General features: G+C 55.4%; 9 protein-coding genes and 3 tRNA genes. All 12 read right to left on the bottom strand.

The window, feature by feature from the left end:
* Positions 1–3 precede the first annotated feature (3 nt).
* The 12 genes from AB5Y71_RS18345 to cydX all read right to left on the bottom strand — a co-directional run bounded on the left by AB5Y71_RS18345 (position 4) and on the right by cydX (position 6,605).
* Positions 4–79 (bottom strand) — tRNA-Lys (locus AB5Y71_RS18345).
* Positions 80–102: 23 nt separating this feature from the next.
* A tRNA-Val gene (locus tag AB5Y71_RS18340) sits at positions 103–178 on the bottom strand.
* Between the two features lie 31 nt (positions 179–209).
* Positions 210–285: transfer RNA gene (locus AB5Y71_RS18335), tRNA-Lys, on the bottom strand.
* Positions 286–459: 174 nt separating this feature from the next.
* Positions 460–1,260: a tol-pal system protein YbgF gene (gene ybgF, locus AB5Y71_RS18330; protein WP_368172181.1), complete on the bottom strand. Its 801-nt coding sequence runs from the start codon at positions 1,258–1,260 to the stop codon at positions 460–462.
* Between the two features lie 158 nt (positions 1,261–1,418).
* Complete coding sequence (gene pal / locus AB5Y71_RS18325) at positions 1,419–1,943, bottom strand: peptidoglycan-associated lipoprotein Pal (RefSeq protein WP_005304908.1); 525 nt, start codon at positions 1,941–1,943, stop codon at positions 1,419–1,421.
* A gap of 49 nt (positions 1,944–1,992) precedes the next feature.
* Positions 1,993–3,318, bottom strand: coding sequence for a Tol-Pal system beta propeller repeat protein TolB (gene tolB, locus AB5Y71_RS18320; protein WP_005335728.1), 1,326 nt, complete (start codon positions 3,316–3,318; stop codon positions 1,993–1,995).
* A 95-nt stretch (positions 3,319–3,413) separates the two neighbouring features.
* Positions 3,414–4,547 (bottom strand): cell envelope integrity protein TolA, encoded by a 1,134-nt coding sequence (gene tolA, locus AB5Y71_RS18315; protein WP_013723471.1) that lies wholly within the window; start codon positions 4,545–4,547, stop codon positions 3,414–3,416.
* Between the two features lie 5 nt (positions 4,548–4,552).
* Positions 4,553–4,999 carry a protein TolR gene (gene tolR / locus AB5Y71_RS18310; protein ID WP_005335733.1) on the bottom strand — a complete coding sequence of 149 codons (447 nt, stop codon included), beginning with the start codon at positions 4,997–4,999 and terminating at the stop codon, positions 4,553–4,555.
* A complete protein-coding gene (gene tolQ / locus AB5Y71_RS18305; RefSeq protein WP_005335735.1) occupies positions 4,999–5,688 on the bottom strand; it encodes a protein TolQ in 690 nt (229 codons plus the stop codon). Before tolQ ends, tolR begins: the two co-directional genes overlap by 1 nt.
* Positions 5,678–6,085 (bottom strand): tol-pal system-associated acyl-CoA thioesterase, encoded by a 408-nt coding sequence (gene ybgC, locus AB5Y71_RS18300; protein WP_005335737.1) that lies wholly within the window; start codon positions 6,083–6,085, stop codon positions 5,678–5,680. Before ybgC ends, tolQ begins: the two co-directional genes overlap by 11 nt.
* A 105-nt stretch (positions 6,086–6,190) precedes the next feature.
* Complete coding sequence (locus AB5Y71_RS18295; RefSeq protein WP_041202810.1) at positions 6,191–6,502, bottom strand: cyd operon YbgE family protein; 312 nt, start codon at positions 6,500–6,502, stop codon at positions 6,191–6,193.
* The gene (gene cydX, locus AB5Y71_RS18290) at positions 6,489–6,605 is read right to left on the bottom strand and encodes a cytochrome bd-I oxidase subunit CydX (RefSeq protein WP_005304933.1); all 117 of its coding nucleotides are present in this window, start codon (positions 6,603–6,605) and stop codon (positions 6,489–6,491) included. Before cydX ends, AB5Y71_RS18295 begins: the two co-directional genes overlap by 14 nt.

Genomic DNA, 6,605 nt, shown 5'->3' with positions numbered 1-6,605 from the left:
TGATGGTGGGTCGTGCTGGATTCGAACCAGCGACCAATTGATTAAAAGTCAACTGCTCTACCGACTGAGCTAACGACCCATCTAAATCATTTTTTTACAAACTGGTGGTCGTTACTGGGATCGAACCAGTGACCCCCTCCTTGTAAGGGAGGTGCTCTCCCAGCTGAGCTAAACGACCTGGGAATTCTGTCTCCACCGAGTGGATAAAATGGTGGGTCGTGCTGGATTCGAACCAGCGACCAATTGATTAAAAGTCAACTGCTCTACCGACTGAGCTAACGACCCTCACCACGACCAGTTCCGACTGCATTACTGCTTCGGCTCTGACGGCGGCCTATATTACGGATTTAAATTTCCGGTGCAACAGAAAATTCGTAATTTAAATCCGTTTGCTCACTGTGCGTACAAATGCAGGCTGTTTTTACAGTAGCGTTACGAAAACAGTGACATACAGCAATGTTACAGCTTGCTCAGACTCTGTTTGGCCAACTGGGCCGGCGAGGTGTTGGGATAGCCCTTGATCACCTGCTCATAGAAGGATTTGGCTTCCGCCTTCTTGCCATCCAGCTGCGCCAGCATACCCAGCTTCAGCAGCGCATCGGCTCGCTTGGGGGATTTGCTGTATTTGTTGGCCACGGTCGAGAACTGGGCCGAGGCACCGGCTCTGTCACCCTTGTTGAACAGCAACTGGCCGAGCCAGTAGTGTGCATTGGGAACATAGCCCGAATTGGGGTACTGCTTGATGAAGCCCTGGAAAGCCGGAATGGCTTTGTCGTAGTTCTTCTCTTTGAGCACCATGTTGACTGCTGCGTCGTAGGCCTGATTCTCATCCTGATTGGTTGAGTAATTGGCGGCGGCAGCCGGTGTGGCAGCAGCAGGGGCCGGGGCGGCTGGAGCAGCCTGCTGGCTGCTGGCAACCTTGTCGAGCTCCTGGTAGAGCTGACGCTGGCGCTCTTGCGACTGTTCCATCTGGTAGGTCTGCTGCTCCAGCTGACCACGCAGCTCGGAGACCTCCCCTTGCAGGGAGTCGACCTGTTGCTGCAATTCAGCTTGCAGTCGCAGACGGGCATTGAGGGTGCGCTCCAGCAGGGCAACCCGATCTTCCAGGCTACCGGTGGGCACGATGGCGCCGTTGTTGCCACTAAGGACAACGCCACCACCCGAGTCACCGCCCAGATCGCTGACAGGAGCCGCAGCTTGCGCATTCAGAGCAACCATTACGGCCAGCGCAGCGACAGCTTGCTTGTACACAGATTTCATTCGGATCAAACCTTAGCGTTTAGTACAGATAAAACGGCCAGCGCCATCGTCGCTCGCATATACAGATTTCATTCGGATCAAACCTTGGCGTTTAGTGCAAATAAAACGGCCATCGAAATGGCCGCTTGCATATAAACGAACTTCGTTCGGTTCAAACCTTAGTAAACCAAAACCGCGCGGCGGTTTTTGGCAAAGGCATCCTCGGTGTGGGACATGTCCAGCGGCTTCTCTTCGCCATAGCTGACGATGGAGAGCTGCTCGGCCTGCACACCCAGGGTTTGCAGATACTTGGCAACAGCCTTGGCACGACGCTCGCCCAGGGCGATGTTGTACTCCGGAGTACCGCGCTCATCGGCATGACCTTCGATCAGGACTTTAACGCTCGGGCGCTCGCGCAGGTAGCTGGCGTGGGCATCCAGCAGATCAGCGTACTGACCCTGGATATCGTAACCGTCGAACGGGAAGTAGATCACGTTGTCACGCTGCAGTGCTTCGAACTTCTGACGCATCTGCTCTTCCGGGGACAACATGCCGTTGGCGCCGCCGGTTTGTACACCGCCCATGCCGTCGGTCATACCTGATTCAGCGCCAGCGGCGTCGGAATCAGAAGAAGAACTACAAGCGGCCAGGGTGAACAGTGGCAGTGCGATGGCCAAACCCTTGAGCAGTTTATTGAGTTGCATGCTATTTCCTTAAACCTTTATAACAAAACAAAAAACAATTGGATTTTTATCAATTCAAGAAGGGCGACCAAGCTGGTGCACGAATTTCACCGCTACTGGTCGGAAGCACAGCCTTGAAGCGACCATCAGTCGACACCAACGCGAGACTCTTACGACCCTGATAGATGGTGGCATAAATGATCATGCTGCCATTGGGAGCCACACTTGGCGACTCATCCAGAGCACTCTGGGTAAGGACCAACAGGGCATTGTTTTCCATGTCCTGACGGGCAATACGATACTGTCCCTGAACACGGGTCACCATCACCATGATTTTGCCATCAGGAGTGATGGATGCACCCTGGTTGGATTCACCTTCCCAAGTCATCCGGCGAGTCATACCAGTCGCCAAATTTACGCTATAAATCTGGGGTTTGCCACCACGTTCAGAGGTGAACAACAAATTTTGCCCATCCGGCATCCAGGAGGGTTCGGTGTCGATCACACGGCTGGTTGTGACGCGGGTCAGCTGCTTGCTAGCGACATCAACCACATAGAGGTTCGGTGAACCATCTTTGGAGAGAACGATAGCCAGACGACGACCATCCGGAGACCACTCCGGCGCCCCGTTGATACCGCGGAAACTGGTGATCAGGCTGCGCTGCTGGGTGTAGATATCCTGCACGTAGATTTCGGACTTCTGGTTCTCGAAGCTCACGTAAGCCAGCTTGCTGCCATCCGGCGACCAGGCCGGAGACATCAAGGGCTCGCGGGAGCGCAGCAGGGTCTTCTCGTTGTAACCGTCGTAGTCAGAAATGCGCAGCTGGTACGGGAACTGGGTACCCTGCTGTACGGAGACGTAAGCCAGACGGGTCAGGAAGGCACCGCGCTCGCCAGTCAGACGCTCATAGACGATGTCGGAGATACGGTGGGCAAACTGGCGCATCTGGGCACCCGGGATGGTCGCCATACGGCTATCCAGAATGTAACCGTTGCTCTCGCCACCTTGTGCCTTGGCCAGCTGGCCTTTCAGCACATCGACCAGCTCGAAGTTCACCTTATAGGTGCCGTCACCGACTGCCGAAATGGAACCCACCACCACGGCTTCAACCCCTTGGGAGGCCCAGGGCGCGAAGTTGATCTCGCTGCTGCTGCTCGGGGTTTGCGGCATCTGGCCACGGGCCAGCGGCTTGAACTTGCCGCTGCGCATCAGGTCGTTGGAGACCACTTCCGCGATGTCCTGCGGCAACTGCCCGTTGCCTTCCCACTTGAAGGGAGCGACAGCGATGGGGCGTGCGCTATCAATACCGCCGGTGATGACGATGTCCAGGGCCGCCTGGGCACTCTGGCCCAGCAACAAACAGCCAACCAAAGCAAAAAATACTTTTCTGATCATGGCTTAAATACTCGGTTCCAATATAGATGAGAGGTTAAATTCCTTTCTCGGCGAGAGGTTGCCAACCGGAGGCAAGCAACCTCGTTTTATCACGCTTAGATACTCGGTTCTAACTTCAGGTTAAATTCCTTCAACATCTCGAATGCCGCAGGATCCTTGGGCACAGGCAGTTGATTGGCTTTCAGAACAGCCGCCTTACCGGAACGACAGACCGCCGGGTCACCCTGGCCGTTATCTACCGATATGACAAAGCCACTGCTCGCAAGACGTACGCCGATAGTACATGTTTTGCCCCGCATGGTGGGATCCAAAATCATATACCGCTCAACAGTGGCCTTGATGAGCGCCGCATATTTGTCGACTTCGCCCTGGGCTGCTGCCGATGCCGCCTGACTGCGGGCATTGGCCTCAGCCGACAGCTGCTGCTGCATCATCTCTTCCATCTCTTTTTGCAGCTTGGCCTGCTCGGCGGCTTTACGCTTGCGCTCAGCCGCGATCTTGGCCTGCTTTTCGGCCTCTGCCTTGGCTTTCTTCTCTGCGTCAGCTTTTGCCTTTTTCTCAGCCTCTTCCTTGGCCTTCTTCTCGGCCTCGGCTTTGGCTTTTTTCTCTGCTTCTGCCTTGGCTTTCTTCTCGGCTTCGGCTTTGGCCTTCTTGTCAGCTTCCGCTTTCTTGGCCTTGGCTTCTGCCGCCTTTGCCTTCTCTTCGGCCTCTTTCTTCTCTTGTTCCTTTTTCTTCTTCAGCGCCAACGCCTTGCTCTCGGCTTCCGCCGCTTTACGCTCGGCTTCGGCCTTCTTGGCCTTCTGTTCTTCCAGCTTGCGGGCTTCCTCGGCTTTTTGGGCCTTCTCTTCCGCCTGCTTCTGCTCGGCAACCTTCTTCTGCTTCTCGGCCTCGGCCTTGCGAGTCGCCTCTTCGGCCTGCTTGCGCTTGGTCTCGGCGATGCGAAGCTGCTCCTGTTTCTGAGCCAGCTCACGCTTGGCGAGATCCGTGTCTTCCTTATCCTTCTCTTTCTCTACCTTTTGCGGCTTGGGCTGAGATTTCTGCTGCTGGATCTGCTTGGCCTGTTCGTTGAGGAAGTTCTCATCGAGCATGACGGCATTGACGATCTGCCCCTTCGATTCGGGTCGTTTCGGTTTGCTGAAATCGAGCCCGACAAACAGGATGATGCCGATGATCAGGTGCAGCAGAAACGACGCGATGAGATAACCGGAAATACCACGCTTCACATCCATCTCCGTTAGTTCACCGGATCTGTCATCAGGCCAACCTGAGGCACACCCGCATTCTTGAGGGCCACCATCAACAGGATCACCTCTTCGTAGCGCACGGCCTTGTCACCCGCGACCACCACGGGGGCATTCTGGTTGATCGCCAGATAGCCCATGGCTTTTTCGGTGATGTATTGCTGCATCGCCTCTGGCGTGCCGCTTGGCACCGGCTCGTCATCGGCTTCGCCAGCCTTGATGACATACTCGCCTTCGGTATTGACGCTGACGATGAAGGGCGGCTTGGCATCTTCCGGCAACTGCTCGGACTCAGCCTGTGGCAGATCCACCTTGACCCCTTGCGTGATCACCGGCGTGACCGCCATAAAGATGATAAGCAGCACCAGCATGACGTCGATATAGGGAACCACGTTGATCTCGGCCACCTTCTTGCGCCGGATCCGCTGATAGGTTTGCATTACTGATCACCCTGCTGCTGTGCAATTTGACGGTTCAGAATGGTAGTGAACTCGTCCATGAAGTTGGCGTAGGCGTTCTCCAGCCGCTCGACCTTGTTGGAGAAGCGGTTGTAGAAGATAACCGCCGGGATAGCGGCAAACAGACCCATGGCGGTAGCGATCAGCGCTTCCGCGATACCCGGCGCCACCATTTGCAGGGTGGCCTGCTGAACCTGACCCAGGGCGATAAAGGCGTTCATGATCCCCCATACGGTACCGAACAGACCGATATAGGGGCTGATGGAGCCGATGGTCGCCAGCACCGGCAAGTTGGATTCCAGATCATCCACCGCGCGGGAGAGGGAGACGCGCATGGCGCGGTAGGTACCATCCATCACCGCATCCTGACCACGGGCACCGGCCTTGAGCAAGCGGGCATACTCCTTGAAGCCGGAGTAGAAGATATCTTCCATGCCTTCGATATCATCGCGGCGGGAAGAGGACTCCTGATAGAGGCGATTGAGATCGACCCCTGACCAGAAGCGATCTTCAAACTGTTCCGATGCGAGATTGGCCGCCTTGATCGCCTTTGAACGCTGGATAATCAGCGCCCACGAGACAATAGACATGCTCATCAGGGTCATCATGACCAGTTTTACCAACAGGCTGGCTTGCCAAAACAGGCCAATAAACGAAATTTCAGCGTGCACTTAACAGCACTCCCTTGATTTTTTCAGGTATAGCTACAGGTTTCATTTGCGGATGACTGACACAGGCTATCTGTACCATGGCCTGGGTGATCAGTCGTCCATCAGCCGCCAGGATCTGCTGCGAAAAGCGCAGGGATGCGCGTTTCACTTCAATCACTTGCGTTAATACATTCAATAGTTCATTAAAACGGGCCGCCGAGCGGAAATCGATCTCAGTTCGGCTCACCACGAAGGCATATCCCTCCTGCAGCCAGACGTCCTGTTCGACCCCTTTGGCACGAAGAAACTCGGTGCGAGCACGTTCCATAAACTTGAGATAATTGGCGTTGTAGACGATGCCCCCGGCGTCGGTGTCTTCGTAGTAGACACGCACCGGAAACTCAAAGACTTCCCCCATAACAATCTGTGATCCATTCGACAGTCAGATGGGGGGCTATCATAGCGCAGGGCTGAATAGGAAAGAAGCAGGGGGAGACAGGGAAATCCTGCCTCCCCCCGTTTTTTATGAAAGGAAATATGAATGTGTCAGCCAGAGGCCATACAACAAACTGGGCCAGGCGAGCCAGGGGTTGAACAGCACACGTCCGGGCAGGCTTTTCAGATGAAAGCCAAGCCCGTTAAGTACGCCACAACAGACGGCCCACATCAGCCAGGGAGCAAGCCAGAGACCATGCTCGCTGGTGTTGGCCGCGATCAGATTGGGGGCCTGTAAAATAGCGACGGCCAACAAGGCCGCCGCGAGTAACATCAACCCCTGCCACGGCTGCCGCTCCAGTGGAGCGGCCAGCCTGGCGAGTCGATCACTTGTTTTCATCGATCTGACGATCCATGTTCTCGGTGTGTTCCAGCCACAGCGCATTGATGATGCCAAATGCACAGGCCAGCAACAGTCCCAGGATCCAGGTGAAATACCACAT

The organism is Aeromonas sp. R9-2 (genome assembly GCF_040908025.1).
Classification (GTDB): Bacteria; Pseudomonadota; Gammaproteobacteria; order Enterobacterales; family Aeromonadaceae; genus Aeromonas; species Aeromonas veronii.
This window is presented reverse-complemented; position numbering and strand designations above follow the sequence as displayed.

Bases quoted from the DNA above. Each gene is read 5' to 3' on its own strand.
- ybgF (WP_368172181.1), bottom strand. From the start codon at position 1,260: ATGAAATCTGTGTACAAGCAAGCTGTCGCTGCGCTGGCCGTAATGGTT.
- pal (WP_005304908.1), bottom strand. From the start codon at position 1,943: ATGCAACTCAATAAACTGCTCAAGGGTTTGGCCATCGCACTGCCACTG.
- tolB (WP_005335728.1), bottom strand. From the start codon at position 3,318: ATGATCAGAAAAGTATTTTTTGCTTTGGTTGGCTGTTTGTTGCTGGGC.
- tolA (WP_013723471.1), bottom strand. From the start codon at position 4,547: ATGGATGTGAAGCGTGGTATTTCCGGTTATCTCATCGCGTCGTTTCTG.
- tolR (WP_005335733.1), bottom strand. From the start codon at position 4,999: ATGCAAACCTATCAGCGGATCCGGCGCAAGAAGGTGGCCGAGATCAAC.
- ybgC (WP_005335737.1), bottom strand. From the start codon at position 6,085: ATGGGGGAAGTCTTTGAGTTTCCGGTGCGTGTCTACTACGAAGACACC.
- AB5Y71_RS18295 (WP_041202810.1), bottom strand. From the start codon at position 6,502: ATGAAAACAAGTGATCGACTCGCCAGGCTGGCCGCTCCACTGGAGCGG.
- cydX (WP_005304933.1), bottom strand. From the start codon at position 6,605: ATGTGGTATTTCACCTGGATCCTGGGACTGTTGCTGGCCTGTGCATTT.